The 26,916-nt window shown below is 64.8% G+C and carries 21 protein-coding genes; 18 read left to right on the forward strand and 3 right to left on the reverse strand.

All coding sequences use genetic code 11. The features are described from left to right. The first annotated feature begins 269 nt into the window (after positions 1 to 269). Positions 270 to 1,214, forward strand: coding sequence for an ABC transporter substrate-binding protein (locus tag ACW4TB_RS05825; RefSeq protein WP_455842924.1), 945 nt, complete (start codon positions 270 to 272; stop codon positions 1,212 to 1,214). 10 nt (positions 1,215 to 1,224) lie between these two features. Further along, positions 1,225 to 2,544, forward strand: coding sequence for an LLM class flavin-dependent oxidoreductase (locus ACW4TB_RS05830; protein ID WP_279929024.1), 1,320 nt, complete (start codon positions 1,225 to 1,227; stop codon positions 2,542 to 2,544). Between the two features lie 796 nt (positions 2,545 to 3,340). Here the strand turns inward: ACW4TB_RS05830 and ACW4TB_RS05835 are convergent. Further along, on the reverse strand, positions 3,341 to 4,816 hold the full coding sequence (locus tag ACW4TB_RS05835) for an MFS transporter (protein WP_279929022.1): 1,476 nt from the start codon (positions 4,814 to 4,816) through the stop codon (positions 3,341 to 3,343). A 283-nt stretch (positions 4,817 to 5,099) separates the two neighbouring features. On the opposite strand from ACW4TB_RS05835, the gene ACW4TB_RS05840 reads away from it, so the two are divergent. From ACW4TB_RS05840 to ACW4TB_RS05850, 3 genes are all read left to right on the forward strand, one after another. Next, positions 5,100 to 5,324, forward strand: a complete 225-nt coding sequence (locus ACW4TB_RS05840; protein ID WP_279929020.1) for a hypothetical protein — start codon at positions 5,100 to 5,102, stop codon at positions 5,322 to 5,324. Positions 5,325 to 5,488: 164 nt separating this feature from the next. Then, positions 5,489 to 6,211 (forward strand): pirin family protein, encoded by a 723-nt coding sequence (locus ACW4TB_RS05845; RefSeq protein ID WP_279929018.1) that lies wholly within the window; start codon positions 5,489 to 5,491, stop codon positions 6,209 to 6,211. Positions 6,212 to 6,273: 62 nt separating this feature from the next. Beyond that, positions 6,274 to 8,064, forward strand: coding sequence for an MFS transporter (locus ACW4TB_RS05850; RefSeq protein ID WP_455842907.1), 1,791 nt, complete (start codon positions 6,274 to 6,276; stop codon positions 8,062 to 8,064). Between the two features lie 127 nt (positions 8,065 to 8,191). Here the strand turns inward: ACW4TB_RS05850 and ACW4TB_RS05855 are convergent, their stop codons facing one another. Together ACW4TB_RS05855 and ACW4TB_RS05860 are read right to left on the reverse strand one after the other, a co-directional pair. Then, on the reverse strand, positions 8,192 to 9,148 hold the full coding sequence (locus ACW4TB_RS05855; RefSeq protein ID WP_279929016.1) for an aliphatic sulfonate ABC transporter substrate-binding protein: 957 nt from the start codon (positions 9,146 to 9,148) through the stop codon (positions 8,192 to 8,194). A 16-nt stretch (positions 9,149 to 9,164) separates the two neighbouring features. Continuing rightward, the gene (locus ACW4TB_RS05860) at positions 9,165 to 10,130 is read right to left on the reverse strand and encodes an ABC transporter substrate-binding protein (protein ID WP_279929013.1); all 966 of its coding nucleotides are present in this window, start codon (positions 10,128 to 10,130) and stop codon (positions 9,165 to 9,167) included. A gap of 198 nt (positions 10,131 to 10,328) precedes the next feature. On the opposite strand from ACW4TB_RS05860, the gene ACW4TB_RS05865 reads away from it, so the two are divergent. The 13 genes from ACW4TB_RS05865 (at position 10,329) to ACW4TB_RS05925 (ending at position 26,893) form a co-directional block, all read left to right on the forward strand. After that, positions 10,329 to 11,219, forward strand: coding sequence for a LysR family transcriptional regulator (locus tag ACW4TB_RS05865; protein ID WP_279929009.1), 891 nt, complete (start codon positions 10,329 to 10,331; stop codon positions 11,217 to 11,219). A 169-nt stretch (positions 11,220 to 11,388) separates the two neighbouring features. Then, entirely contained in the window at positions 11,389 to 12,522 is a 1,134-nt protein-coding gene (locus tag ACW4TB_RS05870; protein WP_279929007.1) for an acyl-CoA dehydrogenase family protein, read from the forward strand. Then, the gene (locus ACW4TB_RS05875; RefSeq protein WP_279929005.1) at positions 12,519 to 13,463 is read left to right on the forward strand and encodes a D-isomer specific 2-hydroxyacid dehydrogenase family protein; all 945 of its coding nucleotides are present in this window, start codon (positions 12,519 to 12,521) and stop codon (positions 13,461 to 13,463) included. The genes ACW4TB_RS05870 and ACW4TB_RS05875 overlap by 4 nt, the downstream gene beginning before the upstream one ends. Positions 13,464 to 13,480: 17 nt before the next feature. Then, entirely contained in the window at positions 13,481 to 14,275 is a 795-nt protein-coding gene (locus tag ACW4TB_RS05880; RefSeq protein WP_279929003.1) for a class II aldolase/adducin family protein, read from the forward strand. Positions 14,276 to 14,352: 77 nt separating this feature from the next. After that, positions 14,353 to 15,972, forward strand: a complete 1,620-nt coding sequence (locus tag ACW4TB_RS05885) for an ABC transporter substrate-binding protein (RefSeq protein WP_279929001.1) — start codon at positions 14,353 to 14,355, stop codon at positions 15,970 to 15,972. Next, complete coding sequence (locus tag ACW4TB_RS05890) at positions 15,969 to 16,919, forward strand: ABC transporter permease (protein ID WP_279928999.1); 951 nt, start codon at positions 15,969 to 15,971, stop codon at positions 16,917 to 16,919. The genes ACW4TB_RS05885 and ACW4TB_RS05890 overlap by 4 nt, the downstream gene beginning before the upstream one ends. A gap of 1 nt (position 16,920) precedes the next feature. Further along, on the forward strand, positions 16,921 to 17,835 hold the full coding sequence (locus ACW4TB_RS05895) for an ABC transporter permease (protein ID WP_279928997.1): 915 nt from the start codon (positions 16,921 to 16,923) through the stop codon (positions 17,833 to 17,835). Then, on the forward strand, positions 17,832 to 19,454 hold the full coding sequence (locus ACW4TB_RS05900; RefSeq protein WP_279928995.1) for an ABC transporter ATP-binding protein: 1,623 nt from the start codon (positions 17,832 to 17,834) through the stop codon (positions 19,452 to 19,454). Before ACW4TB_RS05895 ends, ACW4TB_RS05900 begins: the two co-directional genes overlap by 4 nt. A gap of 101 nt (positions 19,455 to 19,555) precedes the next feature. After that, the gene (locus ACW4TB_RS05905) at positions 19,556 to 20,860 is read left to right on the forward strand and encodes an LLM class flavin-dependent oxidoreductase (RefSeq protein ID WP_455842925.1); all 1,305 of its coding nucleotides are present in this window, start codon (positions 19,556 to 19,558) and stop codon (positions 20,858 to 20,860) included. A gap of 30 nt (positions 20,861 to 20,890) precedes the next feature. Beyond that, on the forward strand, positions 20,891 to 21,991 hold the full coding sequence (locus tag ACW4TB_RS05910) for an LLM class flavin-dependent oxidoreductase (RefSeq protein ID WP_279928991.1): 1,101 nt from the start codon (positions 20,891 to 20,893) through the stop codon (positions 21,989 to 21,991). A gap of 379 nt (positions 21,992 to 22,370) precedes the next feature. After that, complete coding sequence (locus ACW4TB_RS05915) at positions 22,371 to 23,933, forward strand: flavin monoamine oxidase family protein (RefSeq protein ID WP_279928989.1); 1,563 nt, start codon at positions 22,371 to 22,373, stop codon at positions 23,931 to 23,933. A 19-nt stretch (positions 23,934 to 23,952) separates the two neighbouring features. Then, positions 23,953 to 24,447 (forward strand): RidA family protein, encoded by a 495-nt coding sequence (locus tag ACW4TB_RS05920; protein ID WP_279928987.1) that lies wholly within the window; start codon positions 23,953 to 23,955, stop codon positions 24,445 to 24,447. Between the two features lie 34 nt (positions 24,448 to 24,481). After that, complete coding sequence (locus ACW4TB_RS05925; protein WP_279928985.1) at positions 24,482 to 26,893, forward strand: TonB-dependent receptor plug domain-containing protein; 2,412 nt, start codon at positions 24,482 to 24,484, stop codon at positions 26,891 to 26,893. Positions 26,894 to 26,916 lie beyond the last annotated feature (23 nt).

The raw sequence follows: 26,916 nt of genomic DNA on the forward strand, positions 1-26,916 counted from the left end.
AAATCCTCTTTCTATTCTCAAAATGCAAAATAATCATAAGCTAATATGCAAATAATGCATTTACAGCTGCGCTATTCTGTTTTCAAATTGCCGTCGCCAAAGGCATGAGGTTATGCCTAATGCGCATTTCACAGGCTCGCAAATACACTTTAGTTTATAAACAACACTCTATTAATGCCTTTTGGCTATAGATAAACCCTGGACGAGACCGCACGCGCGGATCGGCTCATCTGCCCCTGATGGGGCATCTGGAGACGAACGTGCGCTATATGAAACACCTGGCTGCCACGCTGCTGGCCACTACCTTCAGCCTTGCCGCCGCAGCCCAGACGCTGGTGGTCGGTGACCAGAGCTACAACGCCCGCGCCGTCATGGAAGCGGCCGGGGTGCTCGACAACTTGCCTTACACCCTGGAATGGAAGCAGTTCACCGCGGGCTCGCCGGTGGCCGAGGCGCTAAACGTCGGCAGCCTCGACATCGGCTTGCTGGGCGACGCGCCGCCGCTGTTTCTCGGCGCCCTGGGCGCGCCGATCAAGGTGATCGCGGTCAGCCGGCAGAACCTCGAAGGCGTGGCCATCCTGGCGCGCAAGGATTCACCCATCCACAGCCTGCAGGACCTGCGTGGCAAACGCGCAGCGATCTGGAAGGGTTCGTGGAGCCAGCAGTTGCTGTTCAGCGCCCTCGACAAGGCCGGTGTGCCGCGCGACGCCCTGGAGCTGCGCTACCTCAGCGCGCTGGATGCCTCACACGCCCTGGACGGCGGCTCGGTGGATGTCATCGCCACCTGGGAACCTTACGTCACCCAGCAGGAGCGCCAGGGCGCCCGCGTGCTGGCCACAGCCGAGGGGGTAATTCCGGCGCAGAGCTTCGTGGTGGCCAACAGCAAGGCGGTGGAGCAAAAGCGTGCGCAGATCGCCGACTTTCTGCAGCGCCTGAAAAAGGCCCGTGACTGGACCCTGAACGACCCGGCCAATACCGAGGCCTATGCCGATGCCTGGGCCCAGCGAACCCGTGCCGACCGCGATATCGCCCGCACCTGGTTCGCCCGTGCGCGCACCGACCTGGCACCGCTGAGCCCGCAGGTCATCGCCGATGCGCAGAAGACCGTGGACTTTTTCGCCGGGCTTGGGCTGATCAAGCCCTACCCGGCGGCGGACCTGTTCGACACCTCGTTCGGCGCGGCCTTCCAGGCGCCCGCCGTCAGCAGCCAATGAAGGGATCCCCATGAGCAAACGACAGATCAAACTCGGTGCCCTGACCATGGGCTGCGGCGGCCCTGGCCGGCATAACCTGTGGCTCGACCCCGAGCTGCCTGCCGACGCCAGCGTCAACATCGACTGGTACATCGACATCGCCCGCACGGCCGAGGCAGCGTTGTTCGACCTGATGTTCATCGTGGACAGCCAGTTCATTACCCCAGGCTCGCCCTCGCACTACCTCAACCGTCTGGAGCCTTTGACCCTGCTCTCGGCGTTGGCGGTCAGCACCCGCCACCTCGGCCTGGTCGGCACCCTCACCACTTCCTACAACGCGCCGTTCAACGTCGCCCGCCGGCTCGCCTCGCTGGACCTGATCAGCAAGGGCCGCGCCGGTTGGAACGTGGTCACCAGTGGTGATGCCGGCACCGCCGGCAACTACGGTCTGGACGAGCACTACGACTACGACACCCGCTACGCCCGGGCGCAGGAGCATGTGCAAGTGGTGCAAGGGCTGTGGCATTCGTACGAAGACGACGCCTTCCCCCGGGATCGTGCCAGCGGTCGCTTTCTCGACCCGTCCAAGTTGCATGCACTGAATCACCAGGGCGAGCACTTTTCAGTGGTCGGCCCGCTGAACATCCAGCGCTCGCCGCAGGGCCAGCCGGTGATCTTCCAGGCGGGCGATTCCGAGCAGGGCCGTGACGTGGGCGCCGCCACTGCCGACGTGGTGTTCACCCATGCCGCCAGCATCGAGCAGGGGCAGGCGTTCTACCGGGACATCAAGGGCCGTGCCGAGCGCCTGGGGCGTGACCCGGAGCAGTTGCTGGTGTTGCCGGGGGCAGAGATCTACGTAGGCGATACGGACGACCATGCCCGAGAAATCGAGCGTCACTACCACCAGGCTGACCACAGCTTTGAACTGGCGTTGAAAGAGTTCGGGCGCAATTTCGGCTGGCATGATTTCAGCCGCTATGACCTGGATGCGCCGTTCCCGCAGGAGAGCCTGGAATACGCCCGCAGCAGCTTCTTCACCAACGCCAAGCGCATTGCCGACCAGGCAAGGGACAAGGGCTTCAGCCTGCGCCAGGCCGTGGAGTTCGGCCGCCAGTTGCGGCCGGGGGCGTTCGTGGGTTCGGCACACACCGTGGCGGCGAAGATGGCCGATTGGTTCGAGGCGCGGGCGCTGGACGGCTTCAATATCTACATTGGCCACCCGGGGCAGTTCCGCCGGTTCACCGAGGAGGTAGTGCCGTTGCTGCAGGAGCGTGGGGTATACCGCACCGCTTATGAGGGCACTACCCTGCGCGAGAGCCTCGGCTTGCCGATACCGCGCTTCACCCGCTAGATCGCCGGGGGCCGCCTAGCGGCCTGTAGGTTCACAAAATAGGTGACTGGCCAGGCCCCGTGAACTGGGAAGCCTGGCCATTTTTTTGGTGAATCGAAGTGGGGCTTTTCACAGAAAAGCTGAAAAAATCCTACTCACCTCTCACAAAAGCTGATCGTTGGTGGAACAGATCCCGCGTCAGCGTACAAGGGGAGCGACCGCTTTCGACCCATTGCGGACTTTCGCCATGACATCGTCTGCGCCTACGAGATCGAGCGCCGCGCGGGCGGCGCTCGATCTCATAGGCGCTGAAGATTTCAAGGCGAACACATCCGAACACCGCACTCACCCCAAGGCATCTAGGGACCGCTTCGGGTCAAAAGCAGCCGATCACCACTGACCTATTTCGCCCATGGCGGACATCCGAAGGCCGGGGCCGCTTCGCGGCCCATCGCCGGCAAGCCGGCTCCCACAGGTACTGGGCAGGCCCGGAGACTGGTTATCTCTCTGTGGGAGATTGCCCAGGCCTTCGGGCTGCGTTGTCGCGCAGGGAACAAAGCCCGCGAGCGCGCCGCAGACCTTGTGGGAGCGGCTTGAGCCGTGAAGCAGGCGCCGCGGTGGATGGCACCGGCTTCGCCGGTGTTCGCGGCTGAAGCCGCTCCTACACGATCCCCGCCCAATCAGTAAGTTAGCGTTTGTTTTGTGGGCGCCGCGCTTGCCGGCGATGGGCCGCGAAGCGGCCCCGCCTTCAGATGTGCGCCTCGGGTCGATAGCTAAGCCTGGGCCGCCTGGTGCCATCCGCTGGACCGACGGCGGCTCACGTTTCGCCGATCTGCGACAGCGGCCGGGCTACATGTTCCAGGGAACGGCGTTCGGCCGCTACGCCCCAAACAGCCTGGGTCAGGCCGGCAATGATCATCAAGGCAGCCCCGATCAGGTAGCCGTACAGCACATTGGCACGTTCGCCACTTTCGATCAGCGCCCCGAACAACGTTGGCCCGATCAGCCCACCCAGGCCGGTGCCAAATGCGTAGAACACCGCGATGGCCAGTGCCCGGATTTCCAGCGGGAATGTCTCGGCGACGGTGAGGTAGGCGGAACTGGCTGCCGCCGAGGCGAAGAAGAAGATGACCATCCAGGCCACGGTCTGCTGGGTGACGTCGATCAGCGCTTGCTCGAACAGGTAGCCACTGATGGTCAGCAGCACGCCGGAGACCAGGTAGGTGGCGCTGATCATGATGCGCCGGCCAATCACATCGAACAGCCTGCCCAGCAACAGCGGGCCGCAGAAGTTGCCAAGCGCAAACGGCAGGATGTACCAGCCCACCTTCCTAGACGCCACCCCGTAGAAGTCCGTCAGCACAAGGGCATAGGTGAAGAAGATCGCGTTGTAGAAGAAGGCCTGCGAGGTCAGCAAGGTCAGCCCGACCAATGCGCGGCGCCGATGCTCGACGAACAGGCTGTGGAACACCTCGCGCAGCGGCGTGTGGTCACGTGCGCGCAGGCGCAGGGGCGCAGCCTGCAAAGGGGGGATCGCAATGCCGCGCGCCTGGTAATGGCGTTCGATGTTGGCGACGATGCGCTCGGCCTCTTCAGGCTGGTTGTGGATCATCAGCCAGCGTGGGCTTTCCGGCACCCACAGGCGCATCAACATGATCACCAGGCCCAGCGCCGCACCGATACCGAAGCACAGCCGCCACCCCAGGTCGCCACCTGCAACCGCCGGGTCGAGCAGCACCACGGCACCGGCCGCGCCGAGGGCGGCGCCTATCCAGAAGGTGCCGTTGATGGTCAAGTCGACCCAGCCGCGGTAGCGCGCCGGGGTGAACTCCTGGATGGTCGAGTTGATTGCCGTATACTCGCCGCCGATGCCGGCCCCTGTGAGAAAACGGAACAACAGGAAGCTCCACAGGTTCCAGGAAAATGCCGTCGCCGCGGTGGCGCCGATGTACAGAAACAGGGTAATGAAAAACAGCTTTCGCCGCCCCAGACGGTCAGTCAGCCAGCCGAAGAACAGCGCGCCCAGCACTGCGCCAGCAATATAGGTAGCGCCCGCCAGGCCGATCTCGGTATTGCTCATGGCCAATGCCGGGCTGTCCTTCAATGCGCCGGACACCGAGCCGGCCAGGGTCACTTCAAGCCCGTCGAGCAGCCAGGTGATACCCAGAGCCAACACCAGCAAGGTATGAAAGCGGGTCCAGGGCAAGCGGTCCAGCCGGGCGGGTATATCGGTGCTGTACAGGGGCTGGTGCGCCGGGGCACCGCTGGGCTGCTGCAAAGCTCGGGTCGTCATGGCAACACCTTCGCTGACGGGTTCGCTTAGCCGATGGAGCCCTGCAAGGCGCGCGGAGTTCAAGATTCACATTGTCCACCGCCTCGGCAGGTCAGTCTCCCCGATAACCTCTGCAATACAAGGATGGACCTATGACGCAGGCATGGACGCGGCTGTGGCCAACGCTCGCCTTGATCACCCGCTGGCAGTGCAGGCGCTGCTGGTTGCGCTGAGGCAAGCGGATCGAACTTTCTGCCCGCCACCGGGCTCCTCTGCACACACCTACCAACGGGAGGAGACGCCCATGAAGCATAACGACGGCAAGACCGGCGACAAAGTCCCCAAGCCGCTTTCTTCTGAACAGGCCCAACAAGGTGAGCGGGAGCCAGACCCGGTGCTCGAACGCCCCGACCCTGCTACCGAGGCAGTGGACAAGGTCATCACGCCAACCTCGATCAAAGAACAAGAGCAGCAGACCCGTCAGATCGAGCGGCGCCTGGCTGAGGCAGACAAAAAAGCCCGACACTGAACGCCGGGTGCCACGCTCAGATGTCCATTCGGTAAATGGGCATCTGAGCGGATTGTCCCGATTATCGTGACAGTAATTCAATTGGCCACGTATTTTTGTCTTCATCCCCTGACAGTAAAGTGGGTTCATCACACAGAGGCGACGAAGCCTCAAGGAGACGAATCATGATCACTGTCCGTAACGCTGATGAACGTGGCCGCGCCAATCATGGCTGGTTGAAGTCAGCTCATACCTTCTCATTCGCCAATTACTGGAATCCTGATGAGCAAGGCTTTTCTGACCTTCTGGTCATCAATGATGACAGGGTGATAGCAGGCAAAGGTTTCGGCCAGCATCCTCACCGTGACATGGAGATATTCTCCTATGTCCTCGAGGGCGCTTTGGAGCACAAAGACACCCTGGGCACCGGGTCGGTAATCAAACCAGGTGATGTGCAATTGATGAGCGCAGGCAGCGGGGTCGCTCACAGTGAGTTCAACCACAGCAAATCGCAGCCGGTTCACTTCCTGCAAATCTGGATTGTGCCCGATGTACGTGGTGCGACTCCCCGTTATCAGCAGCAGCATTTCAGTGATGATGAAAAGCGCGGCAAGCTCCGGCTGATCATTTCGCCAGAGGGCAAGCAGGGTTCGCTTCAGGTTCGCCAGGATGCACGTGTTTATGCGGGCCTCTTCGACGGCGATGAGCACGCTACTCTGACGCTGGCTGACAACCGCTATGCCTATCTACACGTAGCGCGTGGGCGCATCGAGCTCAATGGCCAACTGCTGCGCGAAGGTGACGGTGTGCGGATGAGGAAAGAGCAGGTGATCGAGCTTTCCAACGGCCGTGATGCAGAAGTACTGGTCTTTGATCTGCGCCCTAACGAGCTGCCGAGCATGCCTTGACCCATGCAATTGGATGACTGTCTTGCCGCGCCTCGCAGAGCGGTAAGACAGCATGCCGATTGATGGATCCAGAAATGCCAGGATTTGGCACCCTCGCCCTCAAGACCCTCCCCCCAAAAACTGATTCTGGCCGTCCCGATGCTAGCTGGATGAGACGTGCTCGCTGCCTAGGCGTGCATGGCTTGGCTAAGACGCGCCAGGATACCGACCTGGGTCGAACCCAATTTTTCAAAGGCAGCAATGGAATGAGCACATCAACATCTGGCGCTTGGAGCCCCTTGCGCAATACCACTTTCCGCATGTTGTGGATCGCAACAATCGCTTCCAACATCGGCACTTGGATGCACGAGGTCGGCGCAGGATGGTTGATGACCACCCTTTCCGCCAGCCCGCTCCACGTTGCATTGATTCAAGTGGCAGGCTCGCTCCCCATGTTCTTCCTGGCCCTTCCGGCTGGAGCCGCTGCTGACATCGTCGATAAGCGACGTTACCTGCTATTCGTGCAACTCTGGATGTCGGCGGTCGCGGTGACACTGGCAAGCCTCACGCTGCTAGGGCTGATGAATGTTTCATTGCTTCTGGTACTCACTTTGGCGTTGGGCATTGGTACCGCGTTGATGATGCCGGCGTGGAGCGCCCTTACGCCTGAGCTTGTTGGGAAGGAAGACCTGTCGAATGCGGTGGCGATCTCGAGTGTCGGCATAAACGTCTCGCGAGCGATCGGCCCTGCCTTGGCAGGTGTAGTGGTGAGCCTGGTAGGCCCGTGGCTGACCTTCGCACTCAACGCTGTTTCGTTTGCGGGTGTGATCCTGGTGCTGTTCATGTGGAAGCGCGAGGTCAAAGAGCCGCTGCTGCCTGCGGAGCGCTTCATCGGTGCAATGCGTACCGGGATGCGATTCGCTCGAAGCTCCAAACCGCTGCAAGCTGTATTGATTCGTGCGCTGGCCTTCTTCCTGTTTGCTAGCGCTGGCACTTCGTTGCTGCCACTGATCGTGCGTGGCGAGATGCATGGCACCGCGGCCGATTTCGGTTTGCTGCTCGCTGCCATTGGCATCGGCGCCGTAGGGGGGGCAACGCTTTTGCCTAAACTGCGTGAGCGGGTCAGCCGAGACCGTTTGGTAATGATTGCGAGCTTGTTGTACGCCGTATTCCTGCTTGTGCTCGCGTCGGTTCGCAATTTCCATGTGCTGATGCCTGCGATGCTGATTAGCGGAGCCGCTTGGATCGCGGTGCTCTCCAATATGCAGGTTGCCGCTCAAACCTCTGTGCCAGCGTGGGTACGAGCCCGGGCACTGTCGGTGTACATCCTGGTATTCTTCGGTTCAATGGCGGGTGGTGGCCTCCTGTGGGGGACCGTAGCCAGCCATGCCTCGATCACTTTGAGCCTGCTGCTGGCGGCTGGCGGTCTTGCACTGGCGACGCTCGTTACCTGCAAAGTGGCGCTGCCTGAGACTGAAGCCGAAGAGCTCGCGCCTTCGCTGCACTGGCCAACGCCATTGATCAGCGATGAGCTGGATCAGGAGCGCGGGCCTGTGATGGTCACAGTCGAGTACCACATCGATCCTGCTCAAGCAGAGGCTTTCACCCAGGCTGCTCGAGATCTGGAAGCCATGCGCAAGCGAAACGGTGCGTTGTCCTGGGGGTTGATGCAGGACAGCTCGGAGCCGACGTTGTGGCAGGAATTTTTCTTCGAAGAGTCCTGGCTTGAACACTTGCGCCATCACCATCGGGTTACCCGAGGCGAGCTGAAAATCGAAGCACGAGTGCGCACATTCCAGACCGAAGGTGTACCTGTGAAAATCCGTCATCTGTTGGCTGAAACACATAAGCCTCATCGGCCTGGCGGCCATTGAACCACGGCAGCTTCCAGCAGCGATGTCGGTAGGGCCGCTCTGAGTAACCACCCGCAATGCCGTTGAAAGTCCATCATCAGCACTGAGCCTGCCTATGCCTCATTGCTGATGTTGGACGTTGCGATGACTAGTTCTGTACCGGCTCGAAAAGGCTCACGGAGCTTGCATCCACCGCCTTGGGCAGCAGCCCCTCGCGGTAAAAGGCATCGGCGATGCGTTGCTGTTCAGCCAGGTTTTCCAGCTTCACCGGCTGCACGTCATAACTGCGCCGGGCGTTGGCCTGCTGCACCGTGGCGCTGTCCAGGTTGCCCCACAGCGGCCCAAGGATACGCGCTGCCTGCGCAGGGTTGGCCTTGGTCCAGGCACCGGCCTCGCGCAGGGCCAGGTACACCTGCTGCAGCACTTCAGGGTGGGCCTTGGCGTAGTCGCTGCCGGCCAGGTAGTAACGCTGGTAGCTGGCAAGCTCGCTGCCATCGGCCAGAATCCGCGCGTTCTGCTGGCGCTGGGTACTGGCCACGTAAGGGTCCCAGGTTACCCAGGCATCGACCTTGTGGTTTTCGAAGGCGGCTCGGCCGTCGGCGGGAATGAGGTAGGCCGGGGTGATGTCCTTGAAGGTCAGCCCGGCCTTGGCCAGGGCCTGGATCAGCAAGTAGTGGCTGCCGGCGGCTTTGGTCACCGCCACGCGCTTGCCCTTGAGGTCGGCCAGGGTCTTGAGTGGCGAGTCCGACGGCACCAGGATCGCCTGGGCCGTGGGTGACGGGGTTTCCCGGGCAAAGTAGGTGAGTTTGGCGCCGGCGGCCTGAGTGAACACCGGCACGGTATCGGCAACGTCCGCCGACAGGTCGACATTACCCAGGTTCAGTGCCTCCAGCAGCGGCAGGCCACTTGGAAACTCGTGCCAGCTGACGCGGATGCCCTCGGCCTGCAGGCGTTGTTCGAGGCTGCCTCGGGCCTTGAGCAGGGTCAGCAGGGTCGAGGACTTCTGGTAGCCGATGCGCAGGGTCTGCTCGGCATTGGCCAGGCTCGGCAGCAAGGCGCTGGCCAGCAGCGCCAGGCCGAGCCGGCGCAGGGGTTTGATTGGCATGTGAAAATCTCCGCTGTCAGGGTTGCGCGGCCAGCTTGGCGGCACCGGGAAGGGTGAAACCGCTGGCGAAGGTCGGTGCCACGTCGAGGCGTTGGGCCATCAAGCCATGGGCATGGTAGAAGTCGGCGGTGTCCTGCTGTTGGGCCACGGTCTGCGGGTCGATCAGCTGCCAGCGCAGCTGGCGACGCTCGAACTGCAGGCGGGCGGCGTCTTCGGGGAAGCCAATGATCGCCGCCAAGGTTTTCGAATAGCTGTCCACATGCTGGTTGGCCCAGACCTGCGCGCCAGCCAGCCGGTTGAGGTAGTCCTGCAGCGCTGCGCGCCGGGCAGGTTGATCCAGGGCCTTGTCGGTGGCAGCGAGGAAGCTGTTGCCGCTGGACAGGCCACGGCCGTTGACCAGCACCCGGCCCTGCCCGCTCAACTCGGCCAACGCGGTATAGGGCTCCCAGGTCGACCAGGCATCGACCGCACCGTTGGCAAGGGCGATCTTGGCGTCCACCGGCCCGAGAAAACGCAATTCCACGTCCTTCTCGCTCAGCCCGGCCTGTTCCAGCGCCTTGAGCGCCAGATGGTGGCCGATCGACCCGCGACCGGTGGCGATGCGCTTGCCCTCGAGGTCGGCCGCGCTGTGCAGCGGTGCATCGGGGCGCACCAACAGCGCCGTGCCATAGGGGTCGGACTTGTCCACGGCGATGGCCTTGACCGGTGCCCCCGAGGCCAGCACAAACAACAGCGGCGCATCGCCGATGATGCCGGCATCGATCGCCCCGGCATTGAGCGCCTCGGCTAACGGTGCGGCGGCGGGGAACTCGGCCCAGTGGATGTCGTAGGGCAAGTCGCGCAAGGCATCGGCGGCTTCCAGCTGTGCGCGCATATTGCCCTTCTGGTCGCCGATGCGCAGGGTCAGGCGCTCCGTGGCGCTGGCCTGGCCAATTAGCAACAGTGCCGCGGCAAGGGTGAACAGCTTCGTGCGGATGGACATGGCGCTCCTCGATGTCTGGGCAGGCCGCGTCATGCGGCCCGGTGTGTGACTCTAGCGAGAACCATCAAATAAATTAAATTGATTTTAGGAATAACCTAATATGCGTTTTAATCTCGCCAGACCCTGCAGATGGCATTACTCGCCATTGCGATTATGCTAATGCCTTATTTTTCCCGTGCCACCCTGTGAGCGCCGATTATGAAAATCGATGATATGGACGCCTTCGTCGCGGTCATCCGTTGCCAGTCCACCAACCTCGCCGCCGAAGCCCTGCAGCTGACCCAGCCGGCCATCACCCGCCGGGTGCAGAACTTCGAGGAAGACCTCGGCGCCACCCTGCTCGATCGCAACACCAAGCCCCTCAAACCCACCCCCATGGGCCTGCGGGTGTACGACCAGTGCAAGGCGATCTTGCGCGAGATCGACGCGCTGCGCGAACTGGTGGCCAACGATGGCGCGCCGTCGGGCACCCTGCGCCTGGGCGTGCCGCAAACCCTGGGCGACGTGGTGCTGCTTGATGCCCTGGCGCAGATTCGCGAGGCCTACCCGCAATTGCGCACCCAGGTGAGTAGCGGTTGGGGCAGCAGCCTGATCGCGCGCATGGAAAACGGCGAGCTCGACGCCGCCGCCGCGCTGTTCCCGCCGGGCAAGATCTTCCCCGAAGGCATCGCCAGCCAATCGATCGCGCGCATGCCGCTGAAGGTGGTGGCGGCCAAGGGCAGCGCCGCCAAACGCAGCTACAAACTCAAAGACTGCTACACCCGTGGCTGGGTGCTCAACCCCGATGGTTGCGGTTTCCGCGCCGGGCTGCAGCGGGCCCTGAGCGAACAAGGGCTGAGGCTGTCGATCAACCTGGAAACCTTCGGCACGGAGTTGCAACTTGGGCTGGTCGCCAATGGCCAGGGGCTGGGGCTGGTACCCGAGCCGCTGCTGCAGGCAAGCCGGCATCGCGAGGCGCTGGATGTGCTCAACGTCACTGACTTCAAGCCGCAGGTAGACCTGTGGTTGTTCCATCCGCGGTTCCTGGGCAACCTGCAGGAGCCTGTGGAACTGTTTGGCGAAGTTGCCGGGCATCGGTTGCTGGGTTAACCCTGACGGGGCGCCATGCGCCCCAAGCACTAAATGCAATTTACGCATAACATGATAGAAACTAGATGCTTTAAATAAATAATTAGCATAGAACCAAAAAGACTTTTACAGCCTTCATCCATACGAATACGGTCTTAGCCAACACACCGTCATTCAGGGATGAAACCCCATGAGTCACCCCTCCGACAGCGCCCTGGCCGAGCTGACACAGGCCCTTGCGGCCAATGCCGAGCGCTATGACCGCAGCGCCAGCTTCCCGCAGGACAACTTCGACCTGCTGCACCGCCACGGCCTGCTCGCCTTCACCGTGCCCCGCGCCCTCGGCGGCGCTGGCGCAGACCTTGCCAGTGCGCGCCGGGTCATTGGCGCAGTGGGCAAGGGCGACCCGGCCACCGCGCTGATTCTGGTGATGCAGTACCTGCAGCACTTTCGCCTGCAGGACGAAGCCCGTTGGCCCGAACACCTGCGCCAACGCGTGGCTCGCGATGCCGTACAACACGGCGCGCTGATCAACGCCCTGCGCGTCGAGCCGGCACTCGGCACCCCTGCCCGCGGCGGCCTGCCTGCCACCGTGGCGCGGCGCACGGCCGAAGGCTGGCGCCTAAGCGGGCGCAAAATCTATTCCACCGGCAGCCATGGCTTGAGCTGGTACCTGGTGTGGGGCCGCAGCGACGACGCCGACCCATTGGTCGGCGGCTTCCTGGTGCACCGCGACACGCCCGGCATCACCATCGTCGACGATTGGGACCACCTGGGCATGCGTGCCACCTGCAGCCATGAAGTGCGTTTCGACGAGGTGCTGATCCCCCTCGATCACGCTGTCAGCGTCAGCCCTGCCAGCGCGCCAAAGGCCGAACTCGATGGCGAGAGCCTATTGTGGATGGCCGTGCTGCTACCTGCTGTTTACGACGGCGTGGCCCGCGCTGCCCGCGACTGGCTGGCGGGCTTTCTAAAGCACCGTGCACCCTCCAACCTGGGCGCGCCGCTGGCCAGCCTGCCGCGCTTCCAGGAGGTGCTGGGGCGCATCGACACCCTGCTGTTCGCCAACCAGAGCCTGCTCGATGCCGCAGCCAGCGGGCAGGTCGCGCCACAGCATGCCGGGCAGCTCAAGCACCTGGTCAGCGCCAACGCCATCCAGGCCGTGGAACTGGCCGTCGAAGCGGCCGGCAACCCTGGGCTGTCGCGGCGCAACCCGCTGGAGCGCCACTACCGTGACGTGCTCTGCAGCCGCATCCACACGCCACAGGACGACGTGGTGTTCGGCCAGGTCGGCCGCGCCGCGCTGCTGGAGGCTCGGGGATGAGCCATTCGATCATTGCCAGCCAGCTCGACGCCCAGGCCAACCAGCACCTGCGTGATCACCTGCCGGACCATCAAGTCATCGACGTTGCCCCCGGCCAGCTGGCCCTGCAGGCCCCTGCCGATGTGTTCATCCTGCGCCCGATCAATGTGCGCGGCCAGCGCGTCGACAGCCCGCCGCCGGGCTGGCCGTGGGGCCTGAAATGGGTGCAGCTGGTGTCCTCGGGCATCGACTTCTACCCCCCTTGGGTATTCCAGGGCGCGCAGGTCACCAGCGGCAAGGGCGCCAACGCCGAGCACGTGGCCGAGTTCGCCCTGGCCCTGTTGTTCGCCGCTGCAAAGCAACTGCCGGGGTTGTGGGTCAAGGATGCCGACTGGCGCCTTACCCCCTTGGCACCGCTGCGCGGCCGCACCCTGGGCATTCTCGGCTTTGGCAGCATCGGCCAGAGCCTGGCGCGCAAGGCCGTGGCGCTGGGCATGCGCGTGCTCGCCCTGAGCCGCCCCGGCCAGGCCATCGCCGATGTGCCCGGGGTGGTGCGCGCCGCCGACCTGCAACAGCTGTTCGCCGGCAGCGATCACCTGGTACTGGCCGCCCCGCTCACCGCTGCCACCCGTGGCCTGGTCGGCCGCGAGGTGCTGGCCCATGCCCGACCCGGGTTGCACTTGATCAATATTGCCCGTGGCGGGCTGCTCAACCAGCAGGCGTTGCTGGAGGCGCTGAACAGCGGCCTGATCGGCCGCGCCAGCCTGGATGTCACCGACCCCGAGCCGCTGCCCGCCGGCCACCCGCTGTATCACCACCCACGGGTGTTCCTGTCACCGCACACCTCGGCCATTTCCGAAGACGGCTACCCGGCCTTCCTCGAAGCCTTCATTGCCAACTTCCACCGCTACCGCGAGCAGGCGCCCCTGGCCAACCTGGTCGACACCGCACGCGGCTACTGAATACCGGAGAGCACACCATGAGTTCACTGTCTGCCGTCACCACCAGCGCCCTTAGCGTGCGCGACCGTGTCAGCGCCGAAGAGTGGGAGGTGCGGGTCAAGCTGGCCGCAGCCTACCGCCTGGCCGCCCTGTTCCGCTGGACCGACCACATCTACACGCACTTCTCGGCCCGCGTACCGGGCCCCGAGGAGCACTTTCTGATCAACGCCTTCGGCCTGCTGTTCGACGAGATAAACGCCTCCAACCTGGTCAAGGTCGACGTCGACGGCACGATCATCGACGACCCGCTGGGGCTGGGCATCAACCAGGCCGGCTACGTGATCCACAGCGCCATCCACCGCGCCCGCCCCGACCTCAAGGCCGTGCTGCATACCCACACCCGCGACGGTGCGGCGGTATCGGCCCAGCGCGATGGCCTGCTACCAATCTCCCAACACGCCCTGGCCTACTACAGCCGGGTGGTTTACCACGATTACGAGGGCGTGGCCCTGGACCTGGACGAGCAGCAGCGGCTGGTGAACAACCTGGGCGACAGCAACATCCTCATCCTGCGCAACCACGGGCTGCTCACCGGGGGCATCAGCGTGGAACACGCGTTCCGCGAACTGCATGGGCTGGAGCGTGCGTGCAACATCCAGGTGGCGGCCCAGGCCGGCGGCAATGACCAGCTGTTGCATGCACCGCAGGCGGCAATTGCCAAGGTGCACGAGCAGTCGAAGCGGTTTTCCGATGGCAAGGGGGAAGGCATCCAGCGGCACTGGGATGCATTGATACGGCAGCTGGACCGTGAAGGCCGCGGTTACCAGGACTGATGCACACGCAGCTGTCGCCTGTGCTTGCCGGCGAAGAGGCCAGTACAGGCAAAACCATTCCGATCAAGGACCACCCCATGCCCCCACTGCACCGCCTGTTCGCCATCGGCGCCCTCGCCCTGGCCGTTACCGCCTGCTCGCCGGACGATGGCAGCACCGCCGGCAAAACCCTCAGCGTCGCGTTCTGGGGTGATAACACCACCCTGGTCAGCGTCGACCCCTTCCAGGTCTACTGGCTGGAACACCGGGTACTGCTGCGCAACGTCGCCGAGTCGCTCACCGACCAGGACCCGGACAACGGCCGCATCATCCCGTGGCTGGCAAAAAGCTGGGAGGTCAGTGCCGACGCCTTGAGCTACACCTTCCACCTGCGCCAGGACGTCACCTTCAGCAATGGCGAGCGTTTTGACGCCCACGCCGTGAAAAACGCTTTCGACAGCAACAAAGCCTTCGCTACCCAACTGCCCGCAACGTTTGGCGCGACCTACCTGGCCGGCTACGACCACGCCGAGGTGCTCGACGACTTCACGGTGCGGCTGGTGCTGTCGCGGCCCAACGCAGGCTTTCTGCAGGCCACCTCCACCACCAACCTGGCGATTCTCGCGCCCGCCTCATACCAGCTGAGCGCGCAAGAGCGCTCGCTGGGCAAGATCATCGGCACCGGCCCGTTCACCCTCGAGCACTACACCCCCGAGGTCGGCGCCCGCCTGGTCAAGCGTGCCGACTATGCCTGGCCATCGGCCAACATGCGTAACCGGGGCCCGGCCCATGTGGATGCCGTGGACATCAGCTACATCCCCGAGGAGAGCGTGCGCAACGGCCTGTTCCTGCAGGGCAAGGCCGACATCCTGTGGCCGCGCAACCCGTTCTCGGAGGTTGACCTGAAGCTGTTCCAGTCCAAGGGCGCGACCATCCAGAGCCGCTCGCTGCCAGGCCCGGCGCTGAACCTCTACCCCAACACCCGCAACCAGCGCCTGCTGGGTGACCGCCAGGTGCGCCTGGCGCTGCAGAAGGCCATCGACCGCACCAGCTATGCACACACCGTCTACAACGCCGAGTTCCCGGTAGTCAGCGGCGTGTACGACGTGACCACGCCGTACTTCAAGCCCCAGGCCAGCAAGCTCGCCTATGACCCCAAGGGCGCCGAGCAGCTGCTCGACGCCGCCGGCTGGCACAAGGGCGAGGATGGCTACCGGCACAAGAACGGCCAGCGCCTGACCCTGCGCTACAACCTCACCCCCGCCGAAAGCGCCGGTGACGTGCTGGTGCAGGACCAGTTGCGCAAGGTCGGCATCGACCTCAAGCTGAATGTGCTGACCCGCGCCGAATGGGTGGCCGGCAACGCGGCTGGCAACTACGACCTGACGTCCACCTACATGACGCGGGCCGACCCGATCATCCTGCAGACCATCCTCGATCCACGCGCGGCCAACAGCGCCACGGTCGCTACCAACACCTACGAGCCGCAGACCCTGGCCAAGGCCCAGGCGCTGTTCGACAGCGGCATCACCGCCACCGCCGACCCGCAGCGTGCCCAGGCTTACGGCCAGTTGCAGGACCTGCTGACCGACGAGGCCTCGGCATTCCCGCTGTATGAGCGCGTCTGGCAGGCCGCCACCGCGCCGCGGGTGAAGGACTTCCGCTGGACCGCCGAAGGCTTCGCCCTGTTCAGCGACATCCAGGTCGGCCAGCCATGAAGCGCTACCTGACCGGCCGCATCGGCCAAGCGCTGTTGGTGTTGTGGGGCGCCTATACCGTCACCTATTTCATCCTTTACATGCTGCCCGGCGATACCCTGGCGATCATGCTCAGCGCCTCTGGCATGGAGGCCGACGGCCTGTCTCCCGAGGACCTGGCCAAAGCCCGCACCTACTATGGGCTGGACAAAGGGCTGTTCGAGCAGTACTTCGACCTGCTATGGCGCGCCCTGCACGGTGACCTTGGCCAGTCGTTGTCCCTCGGCAGGCCAGTCACCACGCTGCTGGCCGAGCGGCTGCCGCAAACCCTGGCGCTGGCAGGTACTGCCATTGTGCTGTCGTTGCTGGCCGGGGTCGGCCTGGCCTACCTGACCGCGTACCTGCAATGGCGCCCGCTGAAGACCGCACTGGCGCGCCTGCCGTCGCTGGGCTTTTCAGTGCCGGTGTTCTGGATGGGCCTGCTGCTGATCCAGGTGTTCGCCTTCGCCCTTGGCTGGCTCCCGGCCACCGGCAGCCAAGGCCTGGCCAGCCTTGTGCTGCCGGCGATCACCCTGGCGATCCCCAGCGCTGCGGTTTACGCCCAAGTGCTGCAGCGCGGCTTTCAAGGCGTGTGGCAGGAGCCCTACATCACCACCGCCTTCGCCAAAGGCCTGAGCCGGGCCCAGGTGCAGGCGCGCCATGGCTTGCGCAACGCGGCCTTGCCGCTGCTCACCCTGGTCGGCCTGCAGGTCGGCAACACGGTGTCCGGCGCGGTGCTGGTAGAGACCATTTTCTCGCGTAACGGCGTTGGCCGCCTGGCCCAGGAAGCCGTGCTGCGCCAGGACATCCCGGTGGTGCTGGCGATCGTTGCGGTATCAGCCGCCGCCTTCGTGGTGGTCAACCTGATCGTCGACCTGCTCTACCCCTACCTCGACCCGCGCATCACCCACACGGCCAAGGTGAGCTGAAATGACCATCGACATACCCCTGACCCCGATCGACACCCAGCACACCAGCGGTGTGGCGCCTCCAGCCACGCCCTGGAAACGTCGCACGCGCCTGCAGCGCGCGTACCAGGCCTTGGCCCCACTGCTACGCCGGCCTGGCTTCAGCGTGGCCCTGTTGATCGTACTGTTTGCCCTGTTCGCGGCACTGGCCCCGCAGTTGCTCACCAGCTTCGACCCTTACGCCACCTCGCCCGCCGACAAACTCAGCGCCCCCAGCGTGGTGCACTGGTTTGGCACCGACGAGTTGGGCCGCGACCTGTATACCCGGGTGGTGTATGGCGCGCGCCTGTCGGTGCTGGCGGCACTGTTGGCGGTGACCATCGCCCTGGTTGGCGGCCTTGGCCTGGGCGTTCTGGCCGGTTTTGCCGGCGGGCGGGTCGACGCGGCGTTGATGCGCCTGATCGACGTGTTGCTGGCGCTGCCCGGCCTGCTGCTGGCCTTGGCCATCGTCACCGCCATCGGCTTTGGCACCGTGCCGGTGGCTGTCGCCGTGGGTGTCGGCATCATCCCGGGCTTTGCCCGCACCACCCGCGCCGAAGTGCTGCGGATCAACACCCTGCCCTATGTCGAGGCCGCCCGCCTGGGCGGCGCCAGCTGGGTACGCACGCTGCTGCGCCATGTGCTGCCCAACGCCTGGGGCCCGGTGGCGGTGCTCGCCACCCTGGACTTTGGCGCGGCCATCCTGGCCACCGCCGGCCTCAGCTTTCTCGGTTTCGGCGCGGCACCGCCAGCAGCGGAATGGGGCACGCTGATCGCCAACGGCCGGCACTTCCTGATTACCGCCCCTTGGGTATCGCTGCTGCCGGGGCTGTTCGTGGTCGCTGTGGTGTTCAGCCTCAACCACCTGGCGCGCAGCGCCGAGGAGCATGCCCGATGAGCCAGCCACAGTTGATCCAGGTGCGTGACCTGAGTGTCAGTTACACCTTCGCCGGGCAACGCACCCAGGCCGTGCGCCAGTTGTCTTTCAGCCTGGCCCAGGGCGAAACCCTGGCCATCGTTGGCGAGTCCGGTTCGGGCAAATCGACGCTGGCCAATGCCCTGCTCGGCCTGCTGCCGGCCAACGCAAACATTGAGCAGGGCGAGCTAAGGGTCCATGGGATCGATGTGGCGCAGGCCAACGAGCGCATGAGGCGCACGCTGCGCGGGCGCACCATCGCCTTGGTGCCGCAAGACCCAATGGTCAGCCTCAACCCCACCCTGCGTATCGGCCGGCAGATTGCCGAGGCGCTGTTGCTGGCCCATGACGGGCGGCGTTACCCGGGGCTGGACGCACAAGTGCTGGCGCTGCTCGAACAGGTCGGCATCGACGAGCCGCCGCTGCGCGCCCGCCAGTACCCCCACGAGCTCTCCGGCGGCATGCGCCAACGGGTGCTGATCGCCATCGCCCTGGCCGGCGACCCCCGGCTGATCATCGCCGACGAGCCCACCAGCGCATTGGACGTGACCGTGCAGCGGCGCATTCTCGACCACCTGCAGCAGCTGGTGGCCGAGCGCGGCATCTCGCTGTTGATCATCACCCATGACCTGGGCATGGCCTGCGACCGCGCCGACCGCCTGCTGGTGATGAAACAGGGCGAGCTCGTCGAGCATGCCTCGCCCAGGGAGATCCTCTGGGGCGCACAGCAGCCCTATACGCGTGCCCTGCTCAACGCAGCACCCGCCTTCGTGCCGCGTAAACGGTCGCCAGGCGTGGCAGCGCAAACACCGCTGTTACGCCTGAGCAATGTCGGCAAGCGCTTCGCGCTGCCCGGGCAGCACGCGCACTTCACCGCGCTGCATGGCCTCAACCTCGAGCTGCATGCCGGGCAGACCCTGGCCATCGTCGGCGAATCGGGCTCGGGCAAGAGCACCGCGCTGCGCATCGCCCTTGGGCTGGAAAAGCCCAGCCAGGGCCGTGTGGAGTTCGCCGGTGTCGACGTCAGCGCCTGCAGTTGGCGGCAGTTCCGGCCCCTGCGCCGGCGTATTCAACTGGTGCAGCAGAACCCGTTCGCCGCACTCGACCCACGCTTCACGGTGTTCGACAGCATCGTCGAACCACTGGTGTCGTTCGGCCTGCTCAAGGGCGCTGCGCTGGAGCGCAAGGCCCGCGAGCTGATCGCCCGGGTGCAGCTGCCGGTGCACTTCCTCGACCGCCTGCCGCGCGAGCTGTCGGGCGGCCAGCGCCAGCGGGTGGCGATCGCCCGGGCATTGGCCCTGGAGCCCGAGGTGCTGTTGCTCGACGAGCCAGTCAGTGCGCTGGACGTATCGGTGCAGGCACAGATCCTCGCCCTGCTGGCCGACCTGCAGCGCGAACTGGGCATCGCCTACGTGCTGGTCTCCCACGACCTGGCGGTTGTCGCGAGCATGGCCGACCACGTGCTGGTGCTGCGGCGCGGGGAGACGGTCGAGCAAGGGCCGGCGGTGCAGGTGTTCGGCAGCCCGGCCAGCGCCTACACGCGGGCGCTGATCGAGGCGATACCGGGGCATTCACGCAGCGTGCTGCCTGTGGCGGTTTGACGGTTTTACCGTGCGGTACGTGGTGCCGTGCGCAACAGACATTGAGCATTATCTGGCAAGAGGCATTGAACGTGAGCAAACGACAGATCCATCTCGGCGCAATGATCCACGGTGTCGGTCACGGCTGGGGCGAATGGCGCCACCCCGAGGCGCTGGCCGACGCCAGCGTCAACTTCGGTTTCTACAAGCAGCAGGCGCAACTGGCCGAGGCCGCGAAGTTCGACTTCGCCTTCATCGCCGACAGCCTGCACATCCACGCCCGCTCCAGCCCCCATTACCTCAACCGCTTCGAGCCGCTGACCATTTTGTCTGCGCTGGCGGCGGTCACCTCCCACATCGGCCTGGTAGCCACGGTCACGGTCAGCTACACCGAACCGTTCCAGGTCGCCCGCCAGTTCGCCTCGCTGGACCTGATCAGTGGCGGCCGGGCCGGCTGGAACGTGGTCACCTCGTGGCTATCGGGCACCGCCGACAACTTCGGCAAGGCAGAACACCCACCCCACGCCGTGCGCTACCGCATCGCCCGCGAGCATGTCGATGTGGTCCAGGGCCTGTGGGACTCGTGGGAAGACGACGCCTTCACCCGCGACAAGCGCACCGGCGAGTTCTTCGACCCCACCAAGCTGCACACGCTGGGCCACCAGGGCGAGTTTTTCAAGGTCAAGGGCCCGCTGAACATCCAGCGTTCGCCCCAGGGCCAACCGCTGATTTTCCAGGCCGGGGTGTCGGAGGATGGGCGCAACTTCGCCGCGCAAAACGCCGATGCGATCTTCGTCAACCCCGAGTCGTTCAGCGATGCCCGAGCCTATTACCAGGACCTGAAACAGCGCGCTGCGCGCCATGGCCGCGACCCGGAGCAGCTGTTCATCCTGCCCGGCATCCGCCCCATCGTCGGCCGCGACGAGGCCGAGGTAGAGCGCCGTTACCAGGAGGCCGTCGAGCTGGTGAGCATCGAGGACGCCCTGGTCGCCCTTGGCCGGCCGTTCAACGACTACGACTTCAGCCAGCACGACCTGGATGCGCCGTTCCCGGACCTGGGCACCCTCGGCGACAACAGCCACAAGGGTACCGCCGACCAGCTCAAGCAACTGGCCCGCGAAGAGGGCCTGACCCTGCGCCAATTGGCGCTGCGTTTTTCGCGCCCGAGGCGTGACTTCACCGGCACCCCGGAACAGGTGGCCAATGCCCTGCAGGACTGGTTCGAGGACCGCGCCGCCGACGGTTTCATCATCAATTCGCTGTTGCCCGATGGCTTGCAGTACTTCACCGAGCTGGTAGTGCCCCTGCTGCAAGCGCGCGGCCTGGTGCGCAGCGAGTACACCGGCCGTACCTTGCGCGACAGCTTCGGCCTGAGCGTACCGACCAACCGCAACACACTGCGCCGCGAGCCGACCGCGGTCGCTTGAACCGCCCTGGACGAAAAGGAGTTTCACTGCATGAGCCTCGAATTCATTGGCCTCATCGGCCCTCAGGAAAGCAGCGAATCACAGGCCCCACGTGGCCCGTTGGTTGACCTGGACTTCATCAAGGCCTTCGCCCAGGCCCAGGAATACGCCGGGTTCGACAAGGCCCTGCTGGCGGTCAATACCAGCGCGCCGGACGCGATGATCCTGGCCAGTTACGTCGCCGCAGTGACCGAACGCATCGGCCTGCTGGTGGCGCACCGGCCCGGTTTCCAGGCGCCGACCTTCGCCGCCCGCCAGTTCGCCACCCTCGATCAGCTCAGCCGCGGCCGCGCCTCGATCAACGTGATCACCGGCGGCGACAGCGGCGACCTGCAGCGTGATGGCGATTTCCTCGACAAGGATGCCCGCTACGCACGCACGGACGAATACCTGCAAGTGCTGCACAAGACCTGGACGCAGACCACGCCGTTCGACCACCACGGCGAGCACTACCGGGTAGAGGACAACCTGACCCTGGTCAAGCCGGTGGACAAGCTGCCGGTCTACTTCTCCGGTGCTTCGGATGCGGCGGTGGAGGTGGCAGCCAGGCACGCCGATGTCTACATGATGTGGGGCGAGCCCCTGGAGCAGGTGCGCGAACGCATTGCCCAGGTACGCAAGGCTGCGGCTCGCTACGGGCGGGAGAACCACATCCGCTTCAGCCTGTCGCTTCGGCCGATCCTGGGGGCCACCGAAGACGAGGCCTGGGCCCGGGCCGAGCGCATCCTGGCCGACGCCAGGCAACGCATCGGCATCCGCCAGGGCAGCCGTCGCGAGAAGAACTTCGGCAAGAGCAACGTCGGTTCCGAACGCCTGGTGCAACTGGCAAGCCAGCGCAAGGTGCACGACACCCGGCTATGGACCGAGATCGCCGCGCTGGGCGGTGGCGCCGGCAACTCCACTTCGCTGGTGGGCACCCCCGAGCAGGTGGCCGAAGCGGCGCTGGCGTATTACCAGCTGGGTGTGAGCACCTTCCTGTTTCGGGGTTTTGACCAGTTGCGCGATGCCGTGGACTACGGGCAAACACTGATTCCACGGATCCGCGCGCTGGTTGCGCAGCAACAAGATGGCCGCACCACCCGCAGCGCCTGACCTCGACCGGCCCTTTCACGGTTAGCGCCGCGAAGGGGCCTGCGGACCTCCCTGACCCGTATTCATACCACCAGCCCACTTCGGGCCTGGTGCAACTGCGCGTGGGTGTTTGTCGCGAACTTTCATGCGCCCTTCATTGCCAAGGCAACACCACATCAAAATCACGGTAACGCATTTATACCATCACTTATTATCAGCAATAAACATAATTAACTTAGAACAAAAAAACCTTTCACAGCGGTGTGAAAGTCCATTAGGTTCTTTCAACCGACCCCGACATGGCGGAGGCAAATGGATTTGTGCCAGCCGCTGTCGGTCCGTCTTTCGATCCGCCTGCCCGTTGCGCACATCCGAACTCAACCTTTTCGGAGCATGCGACATGGGATTGTCCCGTAGAGATCTGATCACCCGCCTCGCCGCCATTGGCGGCTATTCAGCGGCCCTTGGCGCGCTGGGGCAGAATGCCCTGGCCGCCACCTTCGAGCCCTTGCAACTGGCCGCCAACGGTGGCAACGGCAGACGCGTAGTGATTGTCGGCGCCGGTATCTCCGGCCTGGTATCCGCCTACGAGCTGCGCAAGGCTGGCTTCTCGGTCACCGTGCTGGAGGCCCGTGAGCGCGTTGGTGGCCGAGTCTGGACCCTGCGCCAAGGCGACCGCATCGAGCATAACGACGGCAGTTCGCAAACGGTCGAGTTCGACCCAGGCCACTTCTTCAACGCTGGCGCCGCACGCCTGCCCAGCCATCACCTGACCATCCTCGGTTACTGCCGCGAACTGGGGGTGGAGCTGCAGGTGCTGGTCAACAGCAGCCGCAACGCCCTGGCCCAGCCTGACCTGGCACGCCCACCGCTGCTGCTGCGCCAGGCGGTCAACGACACCCGCGGGCACTTCAGCGAGCTGCTGGCGCGCAGTGTCAACCGCAACAGCCTCGATGCCGAGCTCAGCAGTGGCCAGCGCAAGGCGCTGCTGGACTTCCTCAAGGTGTACGGCGACCTCGACAGCCAGCAGCAATACCGCGGCTCGGTGCGCGCCGGTTATAGCCGCTTTGCCGGCGCCGGGGACCAGACACCGGTCCAGCGCCAGCCGGTGCCGCTGGACCAGTTGCTCGACAGCAACCTGCTGCTGCCGCTGGTGTTCGACGAGATCCCCGAGTTCTCCTCGACCATGTTCCAGCCGGTCGGCGGCATGGACCAGATCCCCAAGGCGTTCTACCGCCAGGTCAAGGACAGCGTGCGCCTGAGCGCCGAAGTGCTGGGGGTGGAAACCACTGATAACGGCGCCAAGGTGGTCTGGCGTGACCGCAAGAGCGGGCAGCAGCACATCGAGCAGGCCGACTACGCCATCGTCACCCTGCCCCTGCCCCTGCTGGCCAGGCTGCCGAACAACTTCAGCACGGCATTCAAGCAGGCCATCGGCACCGCCGAAGGCGACAAGGCCAACAAGGTCGCCTGGCAATCGCCGCGCTTCTGGGAAACGGATTACCAGATCTACGGCGGCCTCAGCTACATCAACCACGAAGCACGCACCCTGTGGTACCCCAGCGACCACCTCAACAGCGCCCAAGGTGTGTTGGTCGCCACCTACAACACCGGCTTGGTGGCCGAGCAGTTTGCCAACAAGTCGCTGCAGGCCCAGGTTGCCTCGTCGCGCCATGCGGTGGAATCGCTGCACCCGGGCCACAGCCACAAGCTGGGCCGGCCGGTGGTGGTGAACTGGTCGAAGATCCCCTTCAGCGAAGCCCCGTGGATCGTCCACGACGAAGTCGCCCAGCCCGGCTACGACCTGCTCAACCAGCCCCAGGGGCGAACCTGGCTGGCCAGCGATGCCCTGGCCCATGGCGGCGTGGGCATCTGGCAGAACAGCGCGGCCGAATCCGCCCGCCGGGTTGTCGGCCTGATCGCCCGCCATGCCAACCAGGCCACCCGCGGCGCAGCCGCCTGATCGTCAAGGAAACCAAAGCATGCCTCGTCTTCTTCTGCTTGCCGGAGTGCTCATGTCGCTGACCCTCAATGCCCATGCCGACGGCATCAAGCGGGTCGCCCCGCCTGGCTCCAACTTCCCCATCTCGCAACTGGTCACCGTGCCGGCCGGCAGCCAACTGACATTCGTCAGCGGCACCTTGCCGGATGTGGCCGACGCCAAGGCGCCCAAAGGCACTATCGCGGCGTTCGGCAACACCGAAAGCCAAACCCGTTCGGTGCTGAACAAGCTGCGCACGGCGCTGCAAAGCCAGGGCCTGGATTTAGGCGACATCGTCCAGTTGCGGGTGTTCCTGGTGGGCGACCCGGCCAACGGCGGCGCCCTTGACTTCACCGGGCTGCAAGCGGCCTACAGCGAATTTTTCGCCACCGCCGAGCAGCCCCGCACACCGACCCGCACGGCCATCCAGGTGGTGGCGCTGCCGCTGCCGGGCGCGCTGGTGGAAATCGACGCGATCGCGGCCAAGGCGCCCTGAGCGCGCCCGCCGAGCCACACAAGGAACCGCGTGCATGAAGCAAGCCTTTACCTCTGCCCCGCTATTCACCATGGCCTTCGCCGCCGGCCTGCATACCGCGCCGGCACTGGCCGACGAACCTGCTGCCCAGGCCCTGGGTACGGTGATCGTCACCGGCAACCGTGGCAGTGAAAAACGTACTGTCACCAGCAGCCCAGTGCCCATCGACGTAATCAGCGCCAAGCAGCTGCAGGAAACCGGCAAGCCGGGCCTGATGGAAGCCCTGAGCGCCAGCGTACCGTCGCTGACCCTGCCGGAAAAGACCGGCTGGGACGCCAGCGGCATGGCCCGCGCGCCAAACCTGCGCGGGCTCAACGCCGCCCAGGTGCTGGTGCTGGTCAACGGCAAGCGCCGCCACACCAGCGCCACCCTGAACATCAGCGGCATCAACGCCGGCGCCGCCCCAAGCGACCTGGACCTGATCCCCATCAGTGCCATCGACCATGTCGAAGTGCTGCGTGACGGCGCAGCGGCCCAGTACGGCTCGGACGCCATCGCCGGGGTGATCAACGTGATCCTCAAGGCTGATACCAGCGGCACTGCCGTGACCACTGCGGGCCAGGGCTACGACGGCAAGAAACAGACCGTGCAGCAAAGCCTGAACAAAGGCTTCGAGATCGGCCGCGAGGGCATCCTCCAGCTGGCGCTCGACGCCCGCAGCCAGAACGACGACAACAAGGCCAGCGCCAACGGCTACAGCCAGGCCGAAGCGCTGGAACGCGCCGGCAAGGTCACCTACGGCGGCTACGGCACGCCGAAGATCAACCTGCTGACCCTGGGCTACAATGCCGAACTGCCGCTGCAGGACGACCTGACCCTGTACTCGTTCAGCACCTGGTCGTACCGCAAGGCCGAGCAGGGCCAGAACTTCCGCCTGCCGACCATCGTCAACACCATCACCTCCGGGCCCAACGGGCGACCGGCCGGCTACACCCCCACCTGGTACATCGAGGAGTACGACTACCAGGCGGCATTCGGCGCCAGGGGCCTGGCTGGCGAGTGGGACTGGGATCTGTCCAGCACCTACGGGCGCAACGAGGCCGAACAGGGCACCTGGAACAACCAGAACCCGTCGCTGGGCGAAGCCACGCCCGACCATTTCGAGTCCGGCACCTGGGTCAGCTCGCAGCTGACCAGCAACCTCGACCTGCACCGCAGCTTCGAGGTAGGCCTGGCCAAGCCGCTGGACGTTTCCTGGGGGCTCGAGCAGCGCCGCGATACTTACCAGGTGCAGGCCGGCGACTGGGCCAGCTGGGCAGACGGCGGCTACTGCGCGGCACCTGGCAATTGCGCGGCTTCAGGCGCGCAGGTCACCAACGGCATCTCCCCGGCCGAGGCCACCAGCGCCAGCCGCAACAGTTACGCCGGCTACCTGGACGTAGGATTCAACCCGCTACCGCAGTGGTATTGGGGCGCTGCCCTGCGCTATGAACACTATGATCGCGGCATCGGTGCGACCCGCAGCGGCAAGCTCACCACCCGCTACGCGCTGACCCCCGAACTGGCCGTGCGGGCCACGGTGAGCAACGGCTTCCGGGCGCCCTCATTGGCCAACAGCCTGTTCAGCGCCCGCTCCACCACCTACGGCGTGGTCGACGGGGTGTACCAGTCGATCAACTACGGCGTGTTGCCGGTGGACTCAGCCGCCGCCAAGGCACTCGGTGCCGAGCCGCTCAAACCTGAAAAATCTGCCAACTACAGCCTGGGGCTAGCCTGGCAGCCCAGCGAGCGCCTGGCCTTCACCGCCGACGCCTACCTGATCAACGTACGCGACCGTATCACCCTCACCGGCACCTTGCTCGGCCCTGAGGTCACCCAGGCCCTGCTGGCCAATGGCATCGACTCGACTTCGGGCGGCCAGTACTTCACCAATGGCGCCAACACCCGCACCAAGGGCCTGGACCTGGTGGGCAGTTATGACCAGGACCTGGGTGGCGCCGGGACTGTGAAGTGGACGGCGGCCTTCAACTGGAACGACACCGAGATTCTCGATTACAAGCAGAGCGTGAACATTCTCGGCACGCCGTACGAGCTGATGAACCGCCAGGCGCGCAATCTGCTCACCGAGGTACAGCCGCACACCAAGCTGATCCTGGGGGGCAACTGGCGCCTGGACCGCTACCGGGTCAACCTGGGGCTGACCCGTTACGGTTCCTGGCGCGAGGTGAATGCCGCCAACGATCGTTCGCTGGACCGCGACTACAAGGCGCGCTGGATCACCGACCTGGATGTGGGCTACCAGCTGACCAAGGACCTGGAGCTGGCGATCGGTGCGCGCAACCTGTTCGACGTGTACCCCGAGCGCCAGGCGCCTGCCAGCAAGACCATGGTCAAGGGGTACGGGGTGTACTCGCCGTATGGCTTCACCGGCGGGTATTATTTCGGGCGACTGACCTACACCTTCTGACACTGCTATGGGTTCACGGAAAA

This window comes from Lelliottia jeotgali (assembly GCF_977070485.1).

Excerpts from the sequence above, each read along its gene's own strand:
- ACW4TB_RS05865 (WP_279929009.1), top strand. The coding sequence starts at position 10,329 with ATGAAAATCGATGATATGGACGCCTTCGTCGCGGTCATCCGTTGCCAG.
- ACW4TB_RS05875 (WP_279929005.1), top strand. The coding sequence starts at position 12,519 with ATGAGCCATTCGATCATTGCCAGCCAGCTCGACGCCCAGGCCAACCAG.
- ACW4TB_RS05915 (WP_279928989.1), top strand. The coding sequence starts at position 22,371 with ATGGGATTGTCCCGTAGAGATCTGATCACCCGCCTCGCCGCCATTGGC.
- ACW4TB_RS05925 (WP_279928985.1), top strand. The coding sequence starts at position 24,482 with ATGAAGCAAGCCTTTACCTCTGCCCCGCTATTCACCATGGCCTTCGCC.
- ACW4TB_RS05870 (WP_279929007.1), top strand. The coding sequence starts at position 11,389 with ATGAGTCACCCCTCCGACAGCGCCCTGGCCGAGCTGACACAGGCCCTT.
- ACW4TB_RS05905 (WP_455842925.1), top strand. The coding sequence starts at position 19,556 with ATGATCCACGGTGTCGGTCACGGCTGGGGCGAATGGCGCCACCCCGAG.
- ACW4TB_RS05840 (WP_279929020.1), top strand. The coding sequence starts at position 5,100 with ATGAAGCATAACGACGGCAAGACCGGCGACAAAGTCCCCAAGCCGCTT.
- ACW4TB_RS05855 (WP_279929016.1), bottom strand. The coding sequence starts at position 9,148 with ATGCCAATCAAACCCCTGCGCCGGCTCGGCCTGGCGCTGCTGGCCAGC.
- ACW4TB_RS05885 (WP_279929001.1), top strand. The coding sequence starts at position 14,353 with ATGCCCCCACTGCACCGCCTGTTCGCCATCGGCGCCCTCGCCCTGGCC.
- ACW4TB_RS05835 (WP_279929022.1), bottom strand. The coding sequence starts at position 4,816 with ATGACGACCCGAGCTTTGCAGCAGCCCAGCGGTGCCCCGGCGCACCAG.
- ACW4TB_RS05860 (WP_279929013.1), bottom strand. The coding sequence starts at position 10,130 with ATGTCCATCCGCACGAAGCTGTTCACCCTTGCCGCGGCACTGTTGCTA.
- ACW4TB_RS05895 (WP_279928997.1), top strand. The coding sequence starts at position 16,921 with ATGACCATCGACATACCCCTGACCCCGATCGACACCCAGCACACCAGC.
- ACW4TB_RS05845 (WP_279929018.1), top strand. The coding sequence starts at position 5,489 with ATGATCACTGTCCGTAACGCTGATGAACGTGGCCGCGCCAATCATGGC.
- ACW4TB_RS05850 (WP_455842907.1), top strand. The coding sequence starts at position 6,274 with ATGGATCCAGAAATGCCAGGATTTGGCACCCTCGCCCTCAAGACCCTC.
- ACW4TB_RS05910 (WP_279928991.1), top strand. The coding sequence starts at position 20,891 with ATGAGCCTCGAATTCATTGGCCTCATCGGCCCTCAGGAAAGCAGCGAA.
- ACW4TB_RS05830 (WP_279929024.1), top strand. The coding sequence starts at position 1,225 with ATGAGCAAACGACAGATCAAACTCGGTGCCCTGACCATGGGCTGCGGC.
- ACW4TB_RS05920 (WP_279928987.1), top strand. The coding sequence starts at position 23,953 with ATGCCTCGTCTTCTTCTGCTTGCCGGAGTGCTCATGTCGCTGACCCTC.
- ACW4TB_RS05890 (WP_279928999.1), top strand. The coding sequence starts at position 15,969 with ATGAAGCGCTACCTGACCGGCCGCATCGGCCAAGCGCTGTTGGTGTTG.
- ACW4TB_RS05880 (WP_279929003.1), top strand. The coding sequence starts at position 13,481 with ATGAGTTCACTGTCTGCCGTCACCACCAGCGCCCTTAGCGTGCGCGAC.
- ACW4TB_RS05825 (WP_455842924.1), top strand. The coding sequence starts at position 270 with ATGAAACACCTGGCTGCCACGCTGCTGGCCACTACCTTCAGCCTTGCC.
- ACW4TB_RS05900 (WP_279928995.1), top strand. The coding sequence starts at position 17,832 with ATGAGCCAGCCACAGTTGATCCAGGTGCGTGACCTGAGTGTCAGTTAC.